This window comes from Shouchella sp. JSM 1781072, assembly GCF_041949915.1.
Taxonomy (GTDB): domain Bacteria; phylum Bacillota; class Bacilli; order Bacillales; family Bacillaceae_D; genus Shouchella.
Window position 1 is genome coordinate 689,252 of sequence record NZ_JBHFQE010000002.1, and the last position, 20,651, is coordinate 709,902.

At 39.2% G+C, this 20,651-nt stretch carries 21 protein-coding genes and 1 pseudogene; 5 read left to right on the plus strand and 17 right to left on the minus strand.

Annotation, left to right across the window (positions count from 1 at the left end):
- Positions 1-91: 91 nt before the first annotated feature.
- The 9 genes and pseudogenes from ACE1TH_RS13080 to ACE1TH_RS13120 form a co-directional block, all read right to left on the minus strand.
- Positions 92-1,441: pseudogene (locus ACE1TH_RS13080) on the minus strand (transposase).
- Between the two features lie 583 nt (positions 1,442-2,024).
- On the minus strand, positions 2,025-3,107 hold the full coding sequence (locus tag ACE1TH_RS13085; protein WP_255224435.1) for a DUF871 domain-containing protein: 1,083 nt from the start codon (positions 3,105-3,107) through the stop codon (positions 2,025-2,027).
- Positions 3,108-3,119: 12 nt separating this feature from the next.
- Positions 3,120-4,475: a PTS transporter subunit EIIC gene (locus tag ACE1TH_RS13090; protein WP_255224434.1), complete on the minus strand. Its 1,356-nt coding sequence runs from the start codon at positions 4,473-4,475 to the stop codon at positions 3,120-3,122.
- Positions 4,476-4,494: 19 nt separating this feature from the next.
- On the minus strand, positions 4,495-5,382 hold the full coding sequence (murQ, locus tag ACE1TH_RS13095) for an N-acetylmuramic acid 6-phosphate etherase (protein ID WP_255224433.1): 888 nt from the start codon (positions 5,380-5,382) through the stop codon (positions 4,495-4,497).
- Positions 5,383-5,594: 212 nt separating this feature from the next.
- Positions 5,595-6,935 (minus strand): acetyl-CoA hydrolase/transferase family protein, encoded by a 1,341-nt coding sequence (locus ACE1TH_RS13100; RefSeq protein WP_375079207.1) that lies wholly within the window; start codon positions 6,933-6,935, stop codon positions 5,595-5,597.
- A 1-nt stretch (position 6,936) separates the two neighbouring features.
- Positions 6,937-7,971 carry a 3-oxoacyl-ACP synthase gene (locus ACE1TH_RS13105; RefSeq protein ID WP_255224431.1) on the minus strand — a complete coding sequence of 345 codons (1,035 nt, stop codon included), beginning with the start codon at positions 7,969-7,971 and terminating at the stop codon, positions 6,937-6,939.
- Between the two features lie 12 nt (positions 7,972-7,983).
- The gene (locus ACE1TH_RS13110; RefSeq protein WP_099303250.1) at positions 7,984-9,471 is read right to left on the minus strand and encodes a sodium:solute symporter family transporter; all 1,488 of its coding nucleotides are present in this window, start codon (positions 9,469-9,471) and stop codon (positions 7,984-7,986) included.
- A complete protein-coding gene (locus tag ACE1TH_RS13115; protein ID WP_255224430.1) occupies positions 9,468-9,887 on the minus strand; it encodes a hypothetical protein in 420 nt (139 codons plus the stop codon). The genes ACE1TH_RS13110 and ACE1TH_RS13115 overlap by 4 nt, the downstream gene beginning before the upstream one ends.
- Before the next feature lie 115 nt (positions 9,888-10,002).
- A complete protein-coding gene (locus tag ACE1TH_RS13120; RefSeq protein WP_255224429.1) occupies positions 10,003-11,397 on the minus strand; it encodes a sigma-54 interaction domain-containing protein in 1,395 nt (464 codons plus the stop codon).
- Between the two features lie 88 nt (positions 11,398-11,485).
- Between ACE1TH_RS13120 and fabG the strand changes: the two genes are divergently transcribed.
- Positions 11,486-12,220, plus strand: a complete 735-nt coding sequence (fabG, locus tag ACE1TH_RS13125; RefSeq protein WP_255224428.1) for a 3-oxoacyl-ACP reductase FabG — start codon at positions 11,486-11,488, stop codon at positions 12,218-12,220.
- A 100-nt stretch (positions 12,221-12,320) separates the two neighbouring features.
- Here fabG and ACE1TH_RS13130 read toward each other — a convergent pair whose 3' ends face one another.
- From ACE1TH_RS13130 to ACE1TH_RS13140, 3 genes are all read right to left on the minus strand, one after another.
- A complete protein-coding gene (locus tag ACE1TH_RS13130) occupies positions 12,321-13,259 on the minus strand; it encodes an NADP-dependent oxidoreductase (protein WP_255224427.1) in 939 nt (312 codons plus the stop codon).
- 101 nt (positions 13,260-13,360) lie between these two features.
- Positions 13,361-13,993, minus strand: coding sequence for an SdpI family protein (locus tag ACE1TH_RS13135; protein ID WP_255224426.1), 633 nt, complete (start codon positions 13,991-13,993; stop codon positions 13,361-13,363).
- A 1-nt stretch (position 13,994) separates the two neighbouring features.
- Positions 13,995-14,267: an autorepressor SdpR family transcription factor gene (locus tag ACE1TH_RS13140; protein ID WP_255224425.1), complete on the minus strand. Its 273-nt coding sequence runs from the start codon at positions 14,265-14,267 to the stop codon at positions 13,995-13,997.
- Positions 14,268-14,914: 647 nt separating this feature from the next.
- Here ACE1TH_RS13140 and ACE1TH_RS13145 point away from each other — a divergent pair.
- Positions 14,915-16,231 carry a hypothetical protein gene (locus ACE1TH_RS13145; RefSeq protein WP_375079208.1) on the plus strand — a complete coding sequence of 439 codons (1,317 nt, stop codon included), beginning with the start codon at positions 14,915-14,917 and terminating at the stop codon, positions 16,229-16,231.
- 57 nt (positions 16,232-16,288) lie between these two features.
- On the opposite strand, the gene ACE1TH_RS13150 is transcribed toward ACE1TH_RS13145, so the two are convergent.
- Positions 16,289-16,579, minus strand: a complete 291-nt coding sequence (locus ACE1TH_RS13150) for a hypothetical protein (protein ID WP_255224423.1) — start codon at positions 16,577-16,579, stop codon at positions 16,289-16,291.
- A gap of 299 nt (positions 16,580-16,878) precedes the next feature.
- On the opposite strand from ACE1TH_RS13150, the gene ACE1TH_RS13155 reads away from it, so the two are divergent.
- Complete coding sequence (locus ACE1TH_RS13155; RefSeq protein WP_375079209.1) at positions 16,879-17,040, plus strand: hypothetical protein; 162 nt, start codon at positions 16,879-16,881, stop codon at positions 17,038-17,040.
- 613 nt (positions 17,041-17,653) lie between these two features.
- Here ACE1TH_RS13155 and ACE1TH_RS13160 read toward each other — a convergent pair.
- The 3 genes from ACE1TH_RS13160 to ACE1TH_RS13170 all read right to left on the minus strand — a co-directional run bounded on the left by ACE1TH_RS13160 (position 17,654) and on the right by ACE1TH_RS13170 (position 19,082).
- Positions 17,654-18,100 (minus strand): hypothetical protein, encoded by a 447-nt coding sequence (locus tag ACE1TH_RS13160; RefSeq protein WP_255224422.1) that lies wholly within the window; start codon positions 18,098-18,100, stop codon positions 17,654-17,656.
- A gap of 11 nt (positions 18,101-18,111) precedes the next feature.
- Positions 18,112-18,690: a VanZ family protein gene (locus tag ACE1TH_RS13165; protein ID WP_255224421.1), complete on the minus strand. Its 579-nt coding sequence runs from the start codon at positions 18,688-18,690 to the stop codon at positions 18,112-18,114.
- Positions 18,691-18,752: 62 nt separating this feature from the next.
- Positions 18,753-19,082 carry a hypothetical protein gene (locus ACE1TH_RS13170; protein ID WP_375079210.1) on the minus strand — a complete coding sequence of 110 codons (330 nt, stop codon included), beginning with the start codon at positions 19,080-19,082 and terminating at the stop codon, positions 18,753-18,755.
- Positions 19,083-19,566: 484 nt separating this feature from the next.
- Here ACE1TH_RS13170 and ACE1TH_RS13175 point away from each other — a divergent pair, with 484 nt between their 5' ends.
- Positions 19,567-20,133, plus strand: coding sequence for a recombinase family protein (locus ACE1TH_RS13175; RefSeq protein ID WP_255224419.1), 567 nt, complete (start codon positions 19,567-19,569; stop codon positions 20,131-20,133).
- A gap of 42 nt (positions 20,134-20,175) precedes the next feature.
- Positions 20,176-20,463: an ArsR/SmtB family transcription factor gene (locus tag ACE1TH_RS13180; protein WP_255224418.1), complete on the plus strand. Its 288-nt coding sequence runs from the start codon at positions 20,176-20,178 to the stop codon at positions 20,461-20,463.
- A gap of 41 nt (positions 20,464-20,504) precedes the next feature.
- Here ACE1TH_RS13180 and ACE1TH_RS13185 read toward each other — a convergent pair whose 3' ends face one another.
- Positions 20,505-20,642, minus strand: coding sequence for a hypothetical protein (locus ACE1TH_RS13185; protein ID WP_255224417.1), 138 nt, complete (start codon positions 20,640-20,642; stop codon positions 20,505-20,507).
- Positions 20,643-20,651: the final 9 nt, after the last annotated feature.

Consider the following 20,651-nt stretch of genomic DNA (forward strand, 5'->3'; position numbering starts at 1 on the left):
TTTTTTTATTTTATATCTGAATCAATTTCATAAGTCTTCCTTCTAAAAAGGGGTAGAGAATCCCCTTGTAAAAAACGGCGATTAAAAAACGTTAAGCCACGTGCTTAAAAAGACGCGCATTTAGACGGTCACATGCAAGTTTGGCCCCGTTGTAGATGATTTGTGCAAAATCGACATGAAGCTTGGCTCGTTTTCCTGTTCGATAGCGGATGTTGTTCAATTGAAAGAATTCTTTCAGGTAAGCGATGACGCGTTCCACAGCGGTTCGACGTTTATAAATGATTTTCCAGGCGTTTGACCCTCGTGCCGGCGCACTGTATTTGCGCAAGTCGTTCGTCACTTTGATTTTATAGACTTTTTGGCAAAGAGAATCCTGATTCAGCGGGCAGGTTGTGGATTCTCGTGGTCGTCTATATTTAATGGTTTCATAGCTAGGATCATAACTATCGTATCGGTACGAATGTTCACGAACACACGTCGGAGCGAAATGCGAATCGAAACCGATTCGTTCTGGTTCATTTCGTCGATTATAGGCCACCACTAATCGTGCATTTTGCCGATGTACCTGCTCGTATATGGCTGGTGCGTCATAACCCGCGTCCATCGTGTAATACGTGATTGTCATGAATGGCAGGCGTTTGGCGATCCCTTTTAATAAGGGAATGGCAGCTTTCCCATCATTTAGATTACCAGAAGAGAAAAGGGATTGAATGATGTATTGACTCGTTGTACCAACCGCAAGATGGCTTTTATAACCAAACCAAAAAACATTCTTTCCTTCACTGTTTTTCTTAATTGCCCACTTTGGATCAACAGGCATTTCCTTCCGTAACCTTTCAAAAGGTTCATCGAGCTGGGCTTCAATCGTTTTTTCATAGATTGGCTAAGCGGCTTCTTTTTCTGCTTGTGCTTGAAGCCAAGCTTCTTTCAGCTTTGGGTTTACGCCCTCGTCTTTTTGGTTGTTTTTTTGCCTTCTCCTGCTTGGATGGCGCCCGATCGCGCGCTTCAATATGGGTCTCATCGATTGCCACCGTGTCGTCTGTGAGAAACCCTTCCGTAAATGCTTGAACAAGGATATCCGTTTGGATGGAGTCAAGCACATCGGTTTGTTGGATTTTCGTTACCATGCGAGAAAAAGAAGCTTCTGAAGGAACCGAATCTGACACCAAAAAGCCACAGTCCAGATGAAACTTAAGGTCATTTCGTAAGCGATGGACCAAATCTTTTATGGTTGGAATTCGTTCAAGAATACGAATCAATAAGGCGTGAATCATGGCCGCATAATTCAGACGCACAGGCGCTCCGTAATAAGCTTTTTGGACACCATAAATAGGATGGGACTGATGTCGATTGCCGAAAAAACATCATCAAATCGATGGGTGGGTTCTAACTCATATAAATCGTGCAGGTCAAATAGACTTTCTTGTCGTATAATAGCCATAGGGAGTCTTCCTCCAGTCTGAGAGTTTTGATCGTACTTAACTCATTCGACGATTTGGGGAGGTACTCCTTTTTTCGTTGTTTGAAAACCTTGGGAGACAAGGGTTAGGACTTATGAAATTCATTCCTTTAAAAAATTAATTAATTTTATGCTCTCGTATCTCGTTCATTTTAACTAACTCTTCTGCTTCCTCGCTAGGCATATAATTTAAGTAAACTTCATCTTTTCTTGCATCAATAAAAATGAAAAATGATAGCCTTATGGACCTAAACGATCAATGGCATCAAATGCTGCGCTTACTATCAATTGTCCTTATACCTCATCCACTGTGCTTATGTAATAAATAAAATATGTGTCGTTTGCAGCTATCTAGATTTAAGCTAATGAAAAAAATAGCTTAATTAACAACTGTGGCGTCTGCTAAAGCTTGAAGCGGAAAACAGAAGCACCATACACATTGCAACTAAAGCAATCATCGTATGCTTAAAACTATTCATTATTCGTCCCCCCTTTTTTCTCTTAATGTAACATACAAGATGAAGCGCTGGAAGGTTGCAAAATCACAAAAAAGAACCAGTCACACTCAAGTGATGCCTGGTTCAATCTTCATCTCTACCCATTCAATTGTAAACAATTGATTCCCTTTTATTTGTTGAAGAAGGGGACGGTCTTCCGCTATGATTCTTCCCAACACGTTTACTCGATGATCGGCGCTCAAATTTTGTTTCGTTAATTGAATCTCGCCTTGATAACGACCATAGCGCTCATTATCAATCGTGACACTTCCAATTGGACGAGCCACCGTATGAGACGGCTCAATGTACATTTGGTTCTTCTTTGCCATTCCTCTTGATTGAACAGACCGAATAACATCCCTAGCCTCATCAGGCCGATTCCCGTGTTCAACAATTTCTGGTGGAGAAGGCTGAAATGCTTTTGCCCGGAGTAGAATGACCCTTTTTTCAAAGAACAGCTGAAACTGCCGTAAACTCTGTTCACCTAACTCCGGATCACCGACAAGAACGGTTTCGACGGTTTTTTGTTGATAAAAATCCAGCCACGCAGCAAATGGGCTCCAGCTCCGATGTTCTTCAAGCGTTGGCAACCCTTCGTAAAGAGGACCACGTTTTTTATCACCAGGAATAAACGCCATTGATGTGACTCCTGCTTGCCTAAGTATTTCAGTCATTTCTTTAAGCACTTCTCTGCCTAATCCTGTCTCAGGTCGTGGATAAAAATTATGCCATGCTTCCACATGTTTAAGGGGTACCCCTACGTCTTCAAACGTTTTTAGATCCAATGGTTTAATGGTACTTGCATTTAAGACAACGTCAAATGACATAGCGAGATGCGCAACTGTTTCCGCATCAATTCCGTAATCAATTCTAAGTCCCGTTACGCCCCAATTTGTTAATGTTCCTGCTTCGGACCATGAAAGGTTCAAGTGATCCATCGATTGAGGCGAGACATCACACACAAGCTTAATCCCTTTTTGCTTCGAGAACGCCCCCAGTTGTTTTAGACGATCTGCATATAGGCTAACATCGTCTTCTGGTATGTGAAGGGAGGTAAAGAGTGTGCGGAATCCGTACTCATATAGTTTTTCTAAATAAGGGATTTGTTCTTCAATTGGTACATGAAGATAAACCGATGTACCGAGCTTCATTCTCGACCACTCCTAAATTCCTTTTGCCATCTCTTCTTTGAAGCCAAATAGATACGTAAATAAGAATCCTAAGAAATAAGCGACAGCAATTCCAATTAAATACTGTAGATAGTTCCCTTGTGCAATCAGAGGCGTTAATGATAAACCTGATACGCCAATTCCAAGTGCTCCTGTCCCGAAAGATGCTTGTATGGCTCCACCAACTGCCGCTCCCATACTCGCTGTAATAAACGGACGTCCAAGTGGCAAGGTCACGCCATATAAAAGTGGTTCTCCAATTCCCAGGAAGCCAACAGGAAGACCCCCCTTGATGATGTTCCGCAAACGTTCATTACGTGTTTTAACAAAAATTGCAATTGCTGCACCAACTTGCCCCGCACCTGCCATTGCCAAAATAGGTAATAGTGTTGTAAATTCGAATGTATTAATTAACTCTAAATGAATTGGCGTTAAGCCATGATGAAGCCCTACCATAACAAGCGGTAAGAAAAATCCAGCCATCACAGCTCCAGCAAGAGGACCACCAAACGATAGCACCGAATTTATTCCGGACGTGATTCCTTCTGCCAGTACACCTGCTACAGGCATAACCGCATAGATCGAAAGCGCTCCCACAATAATGACTGTAAAAAGAGATGTGAAAATAATATCGATCGACCTTGGCATAATTTTTCGAATGTTACGCTCAAAGAAAACCATCAGCCACGCAGCAAAAATCACACCAAACAGTCCACCGCGACCTGGCTGTAGCTGTTCGCCAAAGATTGTCACTTGTTCTAGTGCTGGGTTGAAAATAAACATACCGGCAATCGCACCCAATACTGGTGTCCCGCCAAATTCTTTTGCTGTGTTCCACCCTACTAGAATCGCTAAGTACGTAAACAAGCCGCCGCCGAGTATCGTCATTAATAAAAGCCAAGTATGGTCCGCTGTATTGTAGCCGTAATTAATTAAAAACTGCGCCACACCGTTTATAATCCCGGAAGCGACGAGCCCTGGAATAAGCGGAATAAAAATATTCCCTAATCGTCTTAAAAATTGCTTAACTGGCGTTTTATTCCGCTCTTTTCGAGCAGCCAGATCCCGCTCATTTTTCTCTTCAAACGAAAGTTCTTCAGATTCACCTACAAGCTTTTTTATTTCCGCTGTTACCACATTAACTGTGCCTGGCCCGACGACAATTTGCCACGTATCGTCTTCCACGACTCCCATTACGCCATCAATCTTTTTTAACGCTTCTTTGTCTACTGCATCGTCATCTTTCGCTTTGATCCGAACACGCGTCATGCAATTAGTTAGGTTTTCAACATTTTCTTTTCCACCAACATGCTTTAAAATGTCCGAAGCCATTTGTTGGTCTTTATTCATGCTATTCACCTTCTTTTCATTAGTTCACTGCTTTTCGAATAAACCCACCTGTTTTCTGTAATTTTTCTTTTGCCTCGTCAGCTTCACACTGTAATAACAGCATCACAATGGCTGTTTTTACGTGTCCATCTGCTTTTTGAAGCGCCGTGGCTGCATCCTCGATTGAAACGCCCGTTGCTTCTACAACAATCCGCTTTGAACGTTCCACGAGTTTTGCGTTCGTTGGCTGAACATCCACCATTAAATTTTCATACACTTTGCCGATTCCGATCATTGAAACTGTTGAAATCATGTTCAAAACAAGCTTTTGTGCAGTTCCAGCTTTTAATCTCGTTGAGCCTGTCAACACTTCCGGACCAGTTTCAACTTCAATTGCCACGCTCGCATACGTACTCATTTCAGCATTTTTGTTACAACTAATTGCAACCGTCTTGGCGCCAAGGCGATTCGCTTCTTCCAACACCCCAATCGCATAAGGGGTTCGACCACTAGCTGCAAGGGCAACAACTGTATCATATTGATTGACGTTCAGTCGCCGACAGTCTTCTGCACCTATCGATTTTTGATCTTCTGCGCCTTCAACCGCTTTCAAAAAAGCTCCCTCACCTCCAGCAATGAGACCTTGAACCCGTTCAGCCGGCATATCAAATGTCGGCGTGCATTCAACTGCATCTAGCACACCTAATCGACCTGATGTTCCTGCTCCTGCATAGATGAGTCGACCACCAGAAGAAAGAGAATCAATGACAAGGGTTGTAGCTGCTTCAATCTGATCAAGCTCACGTTCAATGGCATTAGGAACAGTCGCATCTTCTTCATTCATCAATTTTAAAATGTCATAACGACTCATTTGATCGAGCTTCATGGAACGTCTATTTCGTGATTCGGTTTGTAATTTATCTAACAACGCTTTTCACGTCCCTTCATCATTTATTTACGTTTATTATCAATCTACTGAAATTATATGTCAATATTTAAGCTAATATTATTAAAATTATATTTCAATATACACAAAATAAACCCCTCCAATATTACACTTAGACGTGTCGACATTGGAAGGGTTGCATACTATTCCTTTTATCCCTACATACTCTCTTTTTTGTGTGAAGACCTTTTCGTTTAGCGAACAATCCCTCTTTTCTTTGCTTCTAGAGCAAGTGTTTCACGAAAATCTGGATGGGCAATGGAAATGAGGCGTTCTACACGTTCATCTAGAGACGTACCTCTTAAAGAAACAGCGCCATATTCGGTCACTACGTAATCAACATCATTTCTCGATAACGTGACCGCTGACCCTTCAGCTAAAGCAGGAACAATTTTGGATTTTCGCTCTCTGTGACCTGTCTCATGATTTTTAACCATTGCCGTTGAGTACAGCGCAATAAATGATTTGCCTCCTGGACTTCGTTGCGCGCCAACTGCTGTATCCGTTTGCCCCCCGGTTCCACTATATTGTCGGTGACCGAGTGATTCAGAACTGCATTGGCCTGTTAAATCGATTTCAAGCGTTGTATTTATGGAAATCATTTTTTCGTTTTGACCGATAACAGCTGGATCATTCACCCAATTTCCATTTAACATTAATACACCTGGATTATCATCTAGAAAGCGATACAATTTGTCTGTCCCTAAAGCAAATGTAGCAACCATTCGATGCGGGTGTAGCGTTTTTTTGCATCCAGTAATGACTCCCGCTTCTACAAGGTCAACCATGCCATCAGTCAACATCTCTGTGTGAATACCGAGATTCTTTTTGTGCGTTAAGTTTGCGGCGACTGCATTAGGAATCCCACCAATTCCTAGTTGAAGCGTTGAACCATCTTCAATATGTGTAGCAATTGCTGCACCAATCAGTTTGTCTTTTTCATTCGGTTCTGGTGAAGGAAATTGCGGAATTTGTGCATGGTGTTCGACGATGTAATCTACATCTCGAATATGCACGATCGTGTCGCCAAATGTCCGTGGCATGTTCTCATTTACTTCTAAAAGGACGATATCTGCTTGTGCCATCATCTCTCGCTCGTACGTTGCGCTTAACGATAATGATAGATAACCGTTTTTATCCATTCTTGAAGCGCTACCAGCAAAAATTTGCACCGACCGATGTGCCAAGCGCTTCGTTCCAGCAAAGTGGAGATGGTTTGGGATGTAAGATACGTGCCCAACCCCTTGCATATTGCGAATGGCAGATGTATAAAACCAGCCTTCCATTTTAAAATGGGGAAAATACTGTTCATTTGTAAAGTAATCATAATTCAGCATCGGTAAACAGGTTGAAACGGTTATGTTTCTCGCATGTTCTGCCGCCATATGCAATTGTGATAGAAACCCAATCGGCTCGGCAGCTGCCATAGCTGAAACAATATGATCTCTGTCTTTTACTAGCTTTGTTGCTTCCGATATTGATAACCGTTTTTTTTGATACTCACCTTGAACAGCACTCGTTTGTTCTTGAATCATCTTACACCTTCTCCTCTCTCGGCCCCCAACGAATTGCACACGCCGCCCATGCATAGCCAATCCCTGCAGCAACAAGCGCAACAGTGCTTTCCGGTTTTATCTTCCCTTCTTGTAATCCTAGCTTCAAAGAAAGAATTTGATCAATCTGCCCCATATGCCCATAGTCACTTAGATACGTCGTTTGTCCACTAGATAGGTCTAACGCTTCAAGCATATAACGATGCATGGAAGGCTTCATATGCAGAATCCCTAAGTAATCGATGGAGTCCCTTGTAAGGTCTGACTGTGTCAAGGCTTTATCGATACAAAGAAACCAGTTCTTCATTGAAACATCATTAAGCCGATTTTTCATGTGCTCTGGGTGCATTAACTTTAAGGTTCGATGTGCTTCATGGAAATTATGTTCGTCGATCGGATGTACCGTTCCGCCAATTTCTACACCTGCGTCTCTTGCCATCGTCCCATCTGTCATCACATAGGAACCAAGCACTTCATTGTATGGGTGGTTTCGTTTTAAAATCATTGCCCCGCCACCAGCGCTTAAGTTATACAGCATGGAAGAAGTCGGGTCTTCATAATCAACAAGATCGCCATTGCGGTAGCCTCCAGCAATTAAAACGGTCTTTAACGTTTCATCACCGCTCATCATCGCTTTTGCCATCTTCATAGCGGAAATGCACGAACAGCAGCGTTGCTGAACGTCGATTGCCCATGCGCGATTCGCTCCGATTTGTTCTTGAATATAGATGGCTGAAGTTGTTAATGGATACTCCTTCCACTCTTCACCAATACAAAGAATCAAGTCAATTTCCGTTGCATCAATTTTTCCGTCACGCAACGCATCTTCGGCTGCTTTTACACCCATTTCTTGTGTACCGTCGTCGATTCCAGGTACCGTTTTTTTATGAATCCCTAGTTTCGTTCGCACCGCCTCTTCTGTCCAGACACCTTTTGTCTGTTCGGAAATGTACGCTGCATCAACGGTATGCTCGGGTATATATAACCCGAGCCCAGCAATTCCAACTGATACTGTCATTCTTACCACTCCTTATGCATCCATCACTCTCTCTATTTCCTCTGATAACGGCTCCGCTTTCGTCACATACGAGACCCCAATGAAGACGAGGATGGAAATAATCATCGCAATGGCTCCCGTATATATTCCATGTGGCAAGCTGTATATCCCTAAGCGGGCTAGAACTTCAATACTGACACTTAAAATAAGTCCGACAAGAATAGAAGCGATCGCACCTTGCTTCGTTGCCTTTTTCCAATTCAATCCAATACCTAACACAGGCGCAAGAGCAGCGGCAAATGTCCCCCAGCCTACAGCACCTAAGAGGGCAATTCCTTGATCGCCTAGACTTAGTACAGCCAACACGGTAATAATAGAAATCGCGACAACCGCGTAACGTCCATATACGAGTTGCTTTCGGTCAGAAAGCGTTCGTTTAAATGCAAATGGTAAATCGCGTACGACCGCAGCCGATGCAATATTAATAAACGAGTCGCAAGTAGACATAATAGCCGATGCAACACCTGCAAATACAAGGCCTGCAAGTATTGGTGGTGTATAGTCAGCTACAAACACCAGAACTGCGTCATCAGGATTGGCAAGCGGTGGAATTTCACCAGTCACGACAAGGTAGCGCATGACAAGGCCTACACCGATCAAGAGTAAGCCGCCTAACACTGCTGGCACCGCTGCTAGTGCAGGACCCCATTTTAATTTGGTTACATCTTGAATCATATAAAGGCGTGAGATGACATGAGGCTGCCCTACAATCCCAATTGAGAGTGCAAAAAACCAGCTCATCGCGAGTATTGGCGCCACAAGTCCCCACGGACCAATAAATTCAGGCATTAGTTGCCCCATGTCTGCAAACGGCGTTTCCGCAATCGTGGACTGGATATTTACGAGCCCATCACCCACTTGTAAGGCGACAATAAAAATTACGATTGAAGCAACCGCCATAATTCCCCCTTGGAGAACACTTGTGTACGTGCCAGCCATTATTCCACCAGCTGTTGAATAAACAACAATGATGAACATGCCGACCACGACACCTAACGCGACAGAAGTATTAAAAATAAATGCGATAATCGTTCCTAACGCTAAAACTTGCGTACCTAAAAATACAACGACTCCAACTAAAGTAGCCACACCTGTCAATCCGCTCGCTACCCGACTGTTGTAGCGATGATAAACCGCATCTGCTACCGTCATGGCCCCTGTTGCCTCTGTAATTAAGCGCATTCGCTTCCCTAAAATATAGTAAGCCATTGCAAACGAAATCGTTGTTGGAAACGTAAACCACAGCGCACCCATTCCCACACTGTATGTTAAGCCCGGTCCGCCAATGAATAAGAACCCACTTAATGACGTGGCAAAGATGGCAATGGCAGAGACAAACAATCCAAGACTTTTTCCAGCTATAAAAAAGTCAGCCGATGTTTTCGTTTTCCGCATCGACCAGAAACCAATTGCAAAGATAGCAACAAGATAGAGGAGAATAATCGTTATGATCGTCGTCACGAGGCTTTTCCTCCTTTATTGGAAGCTGAAAGAAATTGATCCCACTCTGCACGACTCATGCTATCTTTTTCGAAGAATACACCGTACAAAAGAGATCCAGAAAAGAAAGGCAGCAACCAAACGACATACACCATAATAAATGTATGGATAGGAAAACCGAGTAAGTACATCGTTGGCACAACCGTGTCATCTAAGTACACCATGGACAAAAATCCACCAAGCCAAATAACTAAAGTTGACACGAGCGAGAAAAAGTAACCGCTTCCAATTTTACCGTTGCGAATCGCTCCTAAACACATCCATGAAAACATGACAATTGGAAACGCAGCTGCATACAACCAAACAAGATTAAATAAAAGTGCGATTAACATGAACCCCGATGTTCCAAAAAGCAATGCAATAAATCGATCATTCATTTCATTCCCTCCCTTACTAACCCTATTGCAAAAGTTGTGCCAATGAAATACTCGCAACAATTTCCTATTTCGCGAGAAAAAATGTAAGGATATCCGAACAATTGTCCGAAAATCCTTACACTTCAATGTGAAACTTTGCTAATTTTTCATACAAGGTCGTACGACTAATTCCTAATTTCTTGGCAGCTAGTTGTTTATTCCCGTTTGCTTCAGCTAACGAATCCATGAGCCATTCTTTCTCTTGCAATGAAAGCCGTTCTTTTAAAGAAGCCGTTGTGTTTGAGGACGTTTGCGTTAATTGAGACGGTAAATCATCAGGCATAATTCGATCATCTTCAGATAAAATAGCCGCTCGTTCCAAAACATTTTCGAGCTCTCGTACGTTACCAGGCCAGTTATAACGAGCGAACAACGCCAACGCCTCTTCGGATAGCTGAATCCTTGGTCGCTCAAGGCGTTTTGCAATTTCCGTTAGTAGATGATTAGAAAGAAGAGACAAATCCTCCTCTCCCCGCTCTCTCAAAGGAGGGATGATAATTGGCAGCACATTTAATCGGTAGTACAAATCCTCTCGAAACTCACCACGCTTCACAAGTTCAAATAATTGCTGATTCGTTGCAGCGATAATACGCAAATCTAGCGGAATCGATTTCGTTCCGCCCACACGATCCACTTCTTTCTCTTGCAAGACGCGTAGTAATTTCACTTGCATCGCTAGCGGCATTTCTCCTATCTCATCTAAAAAAATCGTCCCTTTATGCGCAAGCTCAAACTTTCCAGCTTTGCCTTTTCTGTTTGCTCCAGAAAACGATCCACTTTCATATCCAAATAATTCTGACTCCAATAAATCGCTAGGGATGGCCGCACAATTCACCTTAATAAAGGGCGAATGGCTGCGTTTGCTTTCATTATGAATCGAGTGAGCAAACAACTCTTTTCCTGTTCCACTTTCCCCTAAAAGCAGAACAGTTGAATTCGTTTTCGCTGCTTTTTTAGCTAAATGAATGGTATTTTGAATCGGTTCACCTGCTCCCGCTACATTTCCCCATGTATAGCGGGCACCCTGGTATTCTTTCAATTGTGCCTTAGCGTGTTTTAACGCTTCTTCTAATTTACGGTTTTCTTCAACAAGACGGATCATTTCCTCCATATCTTGAAACAAAAGTAACCCAAACCCAAACAATACCTCCTCTTCATCATCCACCACCGGAATACGGTGAACAATTGCGGTTCGACCGTTTTCAAATGTATGCTTCCAAGCAATTTCAGCTGTTCTCGACTTCAATACGTCTGGGAACCGGCTAAGTTTATCAACTTCAAGAACAGGTTTCCCGATAATCTCGATTTTGGGATAGCCTAAAAAATCCGCAAAACTTTGATTGATCATCACAATTTCCGTGTTTTTTTGCAATAAAATCACCGGCACGGGAATACGATCAAACATGCGCTCAAGCATCGTGATAAATGCTGGACTATACTCTTCTTGTTCAATTTTTTTCTTTTCCACCATGTTTTCACCACTTTCAAGATAACGCTTACATAATTGGCATCATTTTTGCATAATGAAACGTGAACATACATGAAAAGGGGTATTGATAATGACTGTCAAAAACAAAGTTGTGCTTATTACTGGTGCAGCCCGCGGCATCGGTGCCGCAACAGCCAAACGGTTTCTGGAGGAAGAAGCTATTGTTATTTTAACAGATTTAGAGATGGAGCCTTTACGTAAATTGCAAAAAGAGCTAAATGGACACACGTCTGAAGTCATGACCATGAATGTAGCAGACCGAACGAATGTTAAGACACAACTACAAGCCATTATCGATAAGCACGGGCGGCTTGACGTTGTGATTAACAATGCTGGCGTAACCGCTGACGCTACATTAGGAAAGATGACCGATGAGCAGTGGGATCTCGTATTAAATGTAAATTTAAAAGGTGCTTTTATTGTTGGGCAATTGGCAAGTGAACAAATGAAAAAACAACAATCCGGTGTTATTCTAAACGCCGCATCCATCGTCGGTCTATATGGAAACTTTGGTCAATCGAATTATGCAGCCTCTAAAGGCGGACTCATTACCATGACGAAAACATGGGCAAAGGAACTTGGTAAATACAACATTCGGGTAAACGCAGTGGCACCAGGATTTATCGAAACCGAGATGACCGCAAAAATGCCAGACAAGATCTTAACACATATGAAGGACCAATCCCCATTAAAGCGTTTGGGTCAGCCCGAAGATATAGCCAATGCTTATGTGTTCCTCGCGTCCGATCAAGCAGCTTTTATTAGTGGCGCTGTACTAAGTGTAGACGGAGCCGCACATATTTAACGAGAATCCCTCTCTATGTAGCGACAAAAAAAGAATCTTTATGAGTGGAAAAGTCACTCATAAAGATTCTCTTTCTATTTTTTAGAAGACATTCCTTTTTCTATTCAAATGTGATAACGATTTTTCCTGAAGCATGCCCCGTTTCACTTTGTGCGTGTGCGTCTTTAATTCCTTGCTCGCTAAACGGAAACGACTGATCAATAATAACGCGAATCTGGCTTTCTTCTATTAAAGCAGCCAGCTTTTTCAACTGTTCGCCATCTGGCTCTAACCAAACCCCGTGCGCTTGAACATCATAAGACTTTGCTTCTTCTTCATCTGGCACACCAACAATCGTAACGAGGCGTCCCGTACCTTGTTTAAGCACGCTGTAACTTCTCGACTGTACGTCCCCTCCGATCGTATCAAACACGACATCGATCTCTTCAAGCTGATCTTCGAAGTTTGTTTGTTTATAATCAATCACTTCATCTGCACCAAGTCGTTTAACGAGTTCATGATTTCGCTCACTTGCTGTGGTGTACACATATGCCCCTGCATGTTTAGCAAGTTGAATCGCAAAGTGGCCGACACCACCAGCGCCGCCATGAATCAGCACCTTTTCACCTTTCTCTAACTTACCAAACGTAAATAAAGCTTGCCATGCCGTTAAACCAGCAAGAGGCACTGCAGCAGCTTCTACTGATGTTAAGTTATCTGGAATGGATGACAGTAGATGCGTATCCACTAAAGCAAATTCCGCATAGGTTCCTCGAGGTGTTGTCTCCGGTCGGGCAAACACTCGATCTCCTACTTGCCAGTCCGTTACGTTCTCTCCTACTTCCTCAATCACACCTGCAGCATCCCAGCCTATAATAATTGGAAAATCCCAATCAAGCATTTCTTGTAAATACCCTTCTCGAAGCTTCCAATCAATCGGATTAATAGACGTCGCTTCCAAACGCACGAGCACCTGACCTTGATCTGGCACTGGACGATCCATTTCCACCTCTTTTAATTGATCTTTTCCCCCATATTGTTGAATCGCAATTGCGCGCATTCTTGACACTCCTTTCGACTTACTCTTTTTCATTCCCGCTGATCAAAAAATGAATCAAGTAAAAAGGAGGCTATGTGACAAAACATCAGTTCCTACACCCTTTAAGATTTTGAGACAATTTGCTGATATTTTATATAGGAATGAAGAACCCCAATAACCGCAACACATAATAAGATTCCTGTAGCGATTAACACATAATACTCACTAAGTGGAATAGCCAAGGGTAAGATAACAAGACCCGCAGCGAAAAACAAGCGACCTGTAAATCGATTTGATAATTCCCAGACTGTTTTGTTCTTAAGTGTCCACGTCGTTCTCAAACCGACCGTATGATTCATCCGTACTTTCGGCATGATATTCCCAAGTACAATGCACAATGACCCAATAATCAACCCTCCATAAATTTGCTCATTTATCTCTACACCTAATCCATTTAATAGAATCAAGATATGCCCACCGAAAAAAACAGCCATGAATAATGTTATAATTGTTGATCTTGTTTCACAAGAAACGCCATCTCTATTCGGATCAAACCTTAGAAACACTGCAAAAATGGTAATAACTAAAATCATGACTGCAGGCATGGTCAAAACACCTAACCACCGCGGTACGGTTGCACTGGTTTCTCCATTTTGCCATTGAATTGCTAGTTCTTGATCGAGGTAAGGCCATGTAAAAAGGCTAACAAGTATGGCAAGAAAAAAGATTGATAAAGTTACCCAATAATTCTTCATTTTACTTCTCTCCTTTTTTGTTTATAAGTGTATGCACCCAAACCAATAAATCTTGGAAAACGGTTGTATTCAAAGTATAGTAAACGAATTGCCCTTCTTTTTGGCGATGCACTAAGCCAGCTCTGTGGAGTGACGATAAGTGGTGAGACATATTAGGTTTCGTTAAACCTAATTGCTCAGCAAGTTGTCCTGCAGATAACCTTCCTTGTTCACCAAGTACCGATATAATGTTTCTTCTCGTATCATCATCTAAAGCTTTAAACAACTCATTCATACGCAATCCTCCATAATTAAATAATTAAACAATCATTTAATTACTTACTATCGTATAACAAAAATAAAATTCTATCAATGGTTAATTTTCTGATTAAATTAACTATTTTACAGTTTCCAACTCTGAACAACACCAACATCTTTTTAGAGATCGGTGCACATACCGCTTACATCCTTTTCTTGTTTTATGTCTCGCTTAAGCGAACCCAATGTAAGCCATTAAACAAGTCACCTTCCAAAATTCATTTGTCGTACAAGTCAAAACGTACAATTCAATAAAAATGAAAAGCCTTCGCTTAACAGGATTTTTTGCAATTTTCTTTTTGTATACTTAAAGTACACCCAAAACAGACGATCTGCAATACTTTTTAGTTGTTAGGTTGAGTTGTCTAGAATTAGAATATTTATCTCATAACATTTATATTTAGAGATTTCCCTGAATCTTTAAGACTCCAGTTGTTGTTTAGCCTATACATCAACAGTAAATGAAAGGAATAAATTGTAACATAATGTAAAATTTAAAAATAATTATCCCTATTTAAGATATAGTCCTTAATATTCTTTTATATATTTTGTGAATCTATGGGGTTGTTTGTAATAAAATGTAATGTTAGCATTACGAATGTAAATAATTCAAAGGAGCTTTTTATGAATAAAAATTTAAAGTTATTAAGTGCAGTATCTGTTATTGGTCTATCTCTATTTTTATCTGATAAAGTAGCAAACGCTGAGGATTCCTTTAGTTTTGAAACAACTAATAACTCAATTGATTTAGACTGGGCAGATGATGCGGAATATTATGAGATTTATTTAAATGATAATATTATTTGGTCTGGTACAGACGACAGTTATACGATTAGTGAACTAGATCCAAGTTCACAATATCATATTACATTAGCCAAGTATGACGAAGACAAAAATTTCTTGGATTTTGACTACTATAGAATTTCAACGAAGGATAACGCAAACGTAATGAGGTCTATAGATGAAGAATCTATACCCGGGGTACAAAGCTATTCACAGATACATAATAACGAAGAAGTAGAAGTTAGTTGGTCTGGATATATTCCAAATGATTCCGATGTATATAGGATCACTAGAGACGGTGAAGAAATAGGAGAATCTTCCAATAAATCTTTTACTGACAAGAATGTAACTCCAGGTGAGGACTATCTGTATCAAATTCATGGAAAAACTAAAGTCGAGGATTCCAAAATTGAAGAAGGAAAAAAAGCGTTAGAGAATGAAAATATAGAAATAACTGATGAAACTCTTGAAGCGCTATCGTATGAGCCCTATACTGTAGCTCGACACGTTTCTGTTCCGGAGAACGATCTTGAGCAACACCTATCTACACAAAACCTAGTAGAGACTCGCTTCGGAATACAATATACAACCTTTTTACAAGACGAATATGCTCCAATTGGTGCAAATGACATTTGGGAAATACCGGCTAATATTGGATATATGGGTGGCGACAATAGAGGGTTTGATATGTTTAATGATAATTTCAGAACCAGATCAAACATCTATGCTAACTTTGATTTAGGTATAATTGGTCCTGACTTTGCGAATGGTGCCAATAATTCTGGTATACAAGTTGGTCCTACTTCTAGATATGACCGAAATTATAATTTAATAGATACTACAACTCAAACAGATTATAGATCAGAGATAGTCAGATCAAATTTTTCTGGTGGCGTGGCGCAATGGCGTTATGAACATTCGGTAGGAGTTCCTCTTTTTGGCGGTGCACCTCCCAATATTGATTATGACATTGCTGTTAGCATAAATCGTAATGGGAGTGGATCAATAAACGGTTCGCATGATCAAGCACCTTCACATGAGATTGGTGTGTACATACCTTATTCTGGGGTGAATGCAACGTTATATACTTTTGAAGAAAGAGGAATTCAATATCTAGCACCCGTTTTTCCACAAGCAAATTATAGATTAGGTTTCTAATTAAAAAGAGTCGCTTCACAACATTATTGTGAAACGACTCTTTTTTTTAAAAGCCCTCTAAAATCTTTTTTTAAATCCATAAAACAGAATAACTTTTACAATAAATATAATTGCTAACATTGGAACTGCATAAATACTAATTAAAATGACGAGAAAAAAAGCAAATGTTCCCTGAATGTCACCTACTATAATTACAATCAAGAATATTGCAACAATCGCTAATATCGTTAGGCACTCTGGCTTCCAACCTACATTATTACACTTTTTTTTGACAATCAAAAACATTATTCCATACACTGAAAACACTAAAATTAAAGCTAAGAAAAAGCCAAAAAAACTATCGGACATAAAATCCCCCACAAATAAAAGTTAAAGCACGGTGTTATTCTAACACAACACATTATATTTCTTAACCGGTAAAATAGTCATATAAAAAGCAGTCAACGCTAATATTTTGATACTGCAATTGAAACGCAAAAATATCAATTTATACCGGAATTGTGCATGCGATTAAATATATTATCCCGGGCTATTAAAAATAGGGAAACTAATTATTTTGTAAGACTTCAACTTTTTTCTTTTTCTAAATAGCAAATCTAAGTGCATTAAATCCCAATCCTTCATGAAGTAAAGCACCCACTTTTGATTTGTTAATCGATCTTCAGTCAATAGTAAATGATCAAAATCAAGTTATTGCGATTGCTGCTAGAGGTAAAGATATTGTGCCTAATGAAATTATCCCAATCAAACAGGCAATTGAACTTTATAATCGGCATATGGAAAGTGTTAAGGGTTCAACAAACGGTTAATTTAAAAATTGAATAATGGATATACAAAACAGTGTCATTACTCAATAGTTTTGACACCTCTTTATCATAGCTTCATTAATCCTATAGATCCCCTATTCAGCTATAACAAAGGACAATACCTTTAACAGTATTGCCCTTTGTTTCAATAATAAGTTTATAATTATCGCACACGACGGTACCAAAAAATGATTGGTATTAAAATAAGGGAAATCAAACTTCCAAATATAGAGAGGGTTGTATAACTCGTATTAGCTACTACCATGCAGACATAGCCCCTCCGTTTCTGCCAGAAATATTGGATCTGAAAGACCTTGGATGGGTGGAGGCTATTATTACAATGAAGTATTTACAAGGTTGTATCTAGAAGCAAGCTTCCCTATCAGATTTCAGTCAGTTGTTTTCGATTCGAATACAGTTGAAACAATGGTAGGAGCAAATGACCTTGTTAATGTTTATAGTGGATCACAAGTTGTTCGATAGAAATTAAAAAAGCTATTTCGAACAATTCGAAATAGCTTTTTTAATTTCTTTTATATTATGAGGTAAAGATACTCAAAGTGAAAGAGTATCATTTTTATACACCGTAGTAAATTTAAGCTATTCTATTGAACAGTTATTGAACAGTTCCGCTTCCTTTTACAGTAGTCTTATTATTATTCTTATGAAACGTTAAATAGTAGGTACCCTTGTCTTGCGCTGTTTTCATCACGCTTACTTTCGCTTTTGTCCCTCCTTTTTTAACTACAGTCGACGTGTTAGTTATTACCGTATCAGGTAAAACCGCATTAGATTTCCTAAGAACTGTATTCACAGTAACTGAATTAGTACCGCTGTCGTTCCAAGTAGTAGCCCAAAGTTCTCCATTCACTTTTCTGGTACCCTGACCTAAATTATAAGTCTTGCCATTCGTTTTTCCATTAACAACAAGATTTTTAATCTCTATTTGCCAATGCGACGCTGCTAAAGCCGGTGTAGCCAAAGATAAAACAAAGCTAAGAGCCAAAATACCAGCTAAAATTCTACTTTTATTTTTAGAGAGTTTGGGTTTGTATTCTTTCATAAGTTCCACCTTTATTTATAATTAGTATTAACTGATGATCTAATATGATCTAATATTGAATTATCTTCTAGTTCATATTTAGACAGGATTAATTTAAAAATTAAGCCAAAGAGTAAAAAGAGCAAATAACCGATAATACCGCCTAAGGTATTATAAATAACGTCATTAACGTCAACCATTCTATCATTCCCAGGTAAAAATAAATGTGCACTTAGTTGTAAAATCTCCAGTGTAAGAGAAAAACAAACTGTTAGAAACAGTGCCTTTTTAAAATTCATTTTTATAAGGAAGGCTAAACCAAAACCAAATGGAATTGTTAATAGAACATTTAATAGACTTGTTTCTAAATTGTATCCAAGTGGAGATTCTGGTTTTAACTGTATAAAATCTTGCAAATTGTATTCAAAAGGAAAATCAACTATGAACACGGGAAATTGTGTTAACCTTATTACATTTACAATATAAATATAAAACAGTGTCCAAAAAGCCATATATGTTAGGTCTTTGTTTCTTTTCTTACGTAAGTAGATGAAAAGAACGATGAATATAATTATTGAGAGAAATATTGGACTTAAGTTAAATCTAAGCATGTTGCCTCCATATAAATCTAGTTGGATGGTGGAATAGAGTGCGTCCACCCACCATCAAAAAGTTATTTTATTGTTCCAGATCCTTTTACCGTGGTTTGGTTATTTGGTTTGTGAAAGTATAAATAGTACGTACCTTTGGCTTGTCCTGTAGCTTTAATTTCCATATTTCTTTTAACACCGTTTTTATTAACTGTAGATGTTGTGGAAGCAATTCTTGAATCAGCAAGTACAGGGTTAGATTTGTACAAAACAGATCCAACACTAACTGTATTTGTAAGGTTGTTATTCCAGTTAGTAGCCCAAATTTGTCCTGTCACAGTTCTAGTACCTGCGTTTAAGCTGTAAGTTTGTCCGTTATTTTTCCCACTTACAGTAGCGTACTTCATCTCCATTGTCCAAGATGCTGCTAATGCAGGCGTTGCTAAAAGAAGGATTAGACTAGCTGAGATAATACCAGTAAAAAACTTGCTTCTGAACCCAGATACTTTAGTTTTTTTTTTTTTTCATTTTTTTACCTCTTTTCTCAATTTTTTAATATCTAGGTAAGAATACCACATTTTCAACCTTTAAATTCTAAAGTTTTCTTTATAATTTAAAGGTTGAAAATGTGGTATTATTAATTATTTAGGGTAGTAATGTATCAAATATTTCCACTAACTGGTCTTAGGTGTGATCAAACTCAAGTAATCATCTTAATGAATACTTTTGATTAAAATTATTAAATATTTCTGAAAATAAGTATCCAGTAATTTTTTTCGAGATCGTGGCTATAAAGAAGCGTCATAACTCTACAGTTTTGACACTCTTTTTTAAGTGCTGTAAAATCAATAGATACATAGGTGTCATAACTTAGGTTCATAAACAGAGGTGATTTTTATGAAATATGGCTATTGCCGGGTATCTACATCAGGTCAATCATTAGAATCGCAAGAACATTCGGTTTTATTAGCTGGAGCTGAAGTTATATTTAAAGATACGTACACTGGTACAAAAGTAGACAGACCTCAGTTTCAAACATTACTAAGAAACATAAAAGAAGACGACACACTTATAATTACCAAGCTTGATCGTTTTGCTCGATCCACATTGGAAGGAACAAAAATTATTAAAGAGCTTTTCGAGAGAGGTATTACCGTTAATATTTTAAATATGGGCTTGATTGAAAACACACCTAACGGCCGCTTAATTTTTAACATCTTCATGAGTTTTGCTGAATTTGAAAGAGATATGATTTTAGAACGTACTCAAGAAGGTAAAACAATTGCAAGGCAGCGTAAAGATTTTCGAGAAGGAAGGCCGAAGAAATATGGAAAGAAACAGATTGAACATGCTTTGATATTAAAAAAAGATCGCTCTTATAAAGAAGTAGAAGAAATTACTGGAATATCGAAAAGCACATTAATCCGAGCAAAAAAAAGTAAGAACATAGATAAAAGCATTTAAGGTCTAGTTAACTAGTAGCACATATTTACGAGGTGAATATAAATGGTAGCTGAAGATCAGCTTGAAATTAAATTTAAAGCTATTTCTCATCAGAAGCGAATAGATATAATAAAATTTATTTCAAAGGAACAACAAAATGTCGCTTTTTTAAAGATATTAGAGGAATTTAATATAAAACAATCAAAGCTTTCTTATCATCTAAAAATATTATTGAATGCTCATTTTATTAAAGCATCTTTTATTGGACGTCACAGCTATTATGAAATTAATGAGATCGAAATCAAAAATTACCTTTCTACTCAAGCGTATTCAGTTTTAACAGGTCAATAACAAAAATAAAAACCCTCCATATGAGGGTTTTTATTTTTAAATTAAGCCTTATTTATACTGTCTTCTTTTTCACCATCACAACTGCAATTTTCTTCTTCTTTTACCTCAACAATTTTCACATTACAACAATCATTATCTTTCTTATTTCCACCACCGAAAATTGAATTAAAAAGTCCCATTCATTACAC

Coding starts and splice junctions, on each gene's coding strand:
- ACE1TH_RS13085 (WP_255224435.1), bottom strand. CDS start 3,107: ATGAAGCTCGGTACATCGGTTTATCTTCATGTACCAATTGAAGAACAA.
- ACE1TH_RS13090 (WP_255224434.1), bottom strand. CDS start 4,475: ATGAATAAAGACCAACAAATGGCTTCGGACATTTTAAAGCATGTTGGT.
- ACE1TH_RS13100 (WP_375079207.1), bottom strand. CDS start 6,935: ATGATTCAAGAACAAACGAGTGCTGTTCAAGGTGAGTATCAAAAAAAA.
- ACE1TH_RS13105 (WP_255224431.1), bottom strand. CDS start 7,971: ATGACAGTATCAGTTGGAATTGCTGGGCTCGGGTTATATATACCCGAG.
- ACE1TH_RS13115 (WP_255224430.1), bottom strand. CDS start 9,887: ATGAATGATCGATTTATTGCATTGCTTTTTGGAACATCGGGGTTCATG.
- ACE1TH_RS13120 (WP_255224429.1), bottom strand. CDS start 11,397: ATGGTGGAAAAGAAAAAAATTGAACAAGAAGAGTATAGTCCAGCATTT.
- fabG (WP_255224428.1), top strand. CDS start 11,486: ATGACTGTCAAAAACAAAGTTGTGCTTATTACTGGTGCAGCCCGCGGC.
- ACE1TH_RS13130 (WP_255224427.1), bottom strand. CDS start 13,259: ATGCGCGCAATTGCGATTCAACAATATGGGGGAAAAGATCAATTAAAA.
- ACE1TH_RS13135 (WP_255224426.1), bottom strand. CDS start 13,993: ATGAAGAATTATTGGGTAACTTTATCAATCTTTTTTCTTGCCATACTT.
- ACE1TH_RS13140 (WP_255224425.1), bottom strand. CDS start 14,267: ATGAATGAGTTGTTTAAAGCTTTAGATGATGATACGAGAAGAAACATT.
- ACE1TH_RS13145 (WP_375079208.1), top strand. CDS start 14,915: ATGAATAAAAATTTAAAGTTATTAAGTGCAGTATCTGTTATTGGTCTA.
- ACE1TH_RS13150 (WP_255224423.1), bottom strand. CDS start 16,579: ATGTCCGATAGTTTTTTTGGCTTTTTCTTAGCTTTAATTTTAGTGTTT.
- ACE1TH_RS13160 (WP_255224422.1), bottom strand. CDS start 18,100: ATGAAAGAATACAAACCCAAACTCTCTAAAAATAAAAGTAGAATTTTA.
- ACE1TH_RS13165 (WP_255224421.1), bottom strand. CDS start 18,690: ATGCTTAGATTTAACTTAAGTCCAATATTTCTCTCAATAATTATATTC.
- ACE1TH_RS13170 (WP_375079210.1), bottom strand. CDS start 19,082: ATGGAGATGAAGTACGCTACTGTAAGTGGGAAAAATAACGGACAAACT.
- ACE1TH_RS13175 (WP_255224419.1), top strand. CDS start 19,567: ATGAAATATGGCTATTGCCGGGTATCTACATCAGGTCAATCATTAGAA.
- ACE1TH_RS13180 (WP_255224418.1), top strand. CDS start 20,176: ATGGTAGCTGAAGATCAGCTTGAAATTAAATTTAAAGCTATTTCTCAT.
- ACE1TH_RS13185 (WP_255224417.1), bottom strand. CDS start 20,642: ATGGGACTTTTTAATTCAATTTTCGGTGGTGGAAATAAGAAAGATAAT.